This window comes from Rhodococcus sp. MH15, from assembly GCF_019266045.1.
Classification (GTDB): domain Bacteria; phylum Actinomycetota; class Actinomycetes; order Mycobacteriales; family Mycobacteriaceae; genus Rhodococcus_F; species Rhodococcus_F qingshengii.
The window spans coordinates 1-464 of sequence record NZ_LPNP01000066.1 but is presented as its reverse complement, the minus strand read 5'-3'; the positions used below and the strand labels follow the sequence as shown (position 1 = coordinate 464).

Genomic DNA, 464 nt, shown 5'->3' with positions numbered 1-464 from the left:
CGGTGCATCAGGGTGTGGTGGGTTCGGCAGAGTAGGACCAGGTTGTCCATGACGGTTGGTCCTCCTTTGGCCCAGTGTTTGATGTGGTGGGCGTCGGTCCAGGCGGGGACGCAGTCGCAGCCGGGAAAGGCGCACCCTTTGTCGCGGGCGATCAGGGCGGTGCGTTGTGCCGCGGTGACAAGCCTTTTGAGTGGGGTGACGTCGAGTGGGGCACCGTTTCCGTCGAGGAGGACGCTGGAGAGCATGCAGTCACAGGCGATCATGCGGGTGCGGCCGACGCTCAGTGGTCCCATCCAGGGCATGTGGCCGACATCGAGATCTTGTTTGTCGAGATCGTGAAAGTCGAGATCGAGCATGCCGGGATCGTCGTCCTCGGAGGGGACAGGTGTTGAGCCATCACTCGTTGTGGCGCATTCACGGTGGTAGGCCAGGTCTTTGGCGTTGATGTGCACGTTCAGGTGTGG

Annotated in this window: 1 protein-coding gene; it reads right to left on the bottom strand. The window is 62.3% G+C overall.

Annotated features, from left to right (window positions below; all coding sequences use genetic code 11):
- A partial coding sequence (locus ATN37_RS17010; protein WP_218695436.1) for an HNH endonuclease signature motif containing protein occupies positions 1-464 on the bottom strand: 464 nt, incomplete at both ends.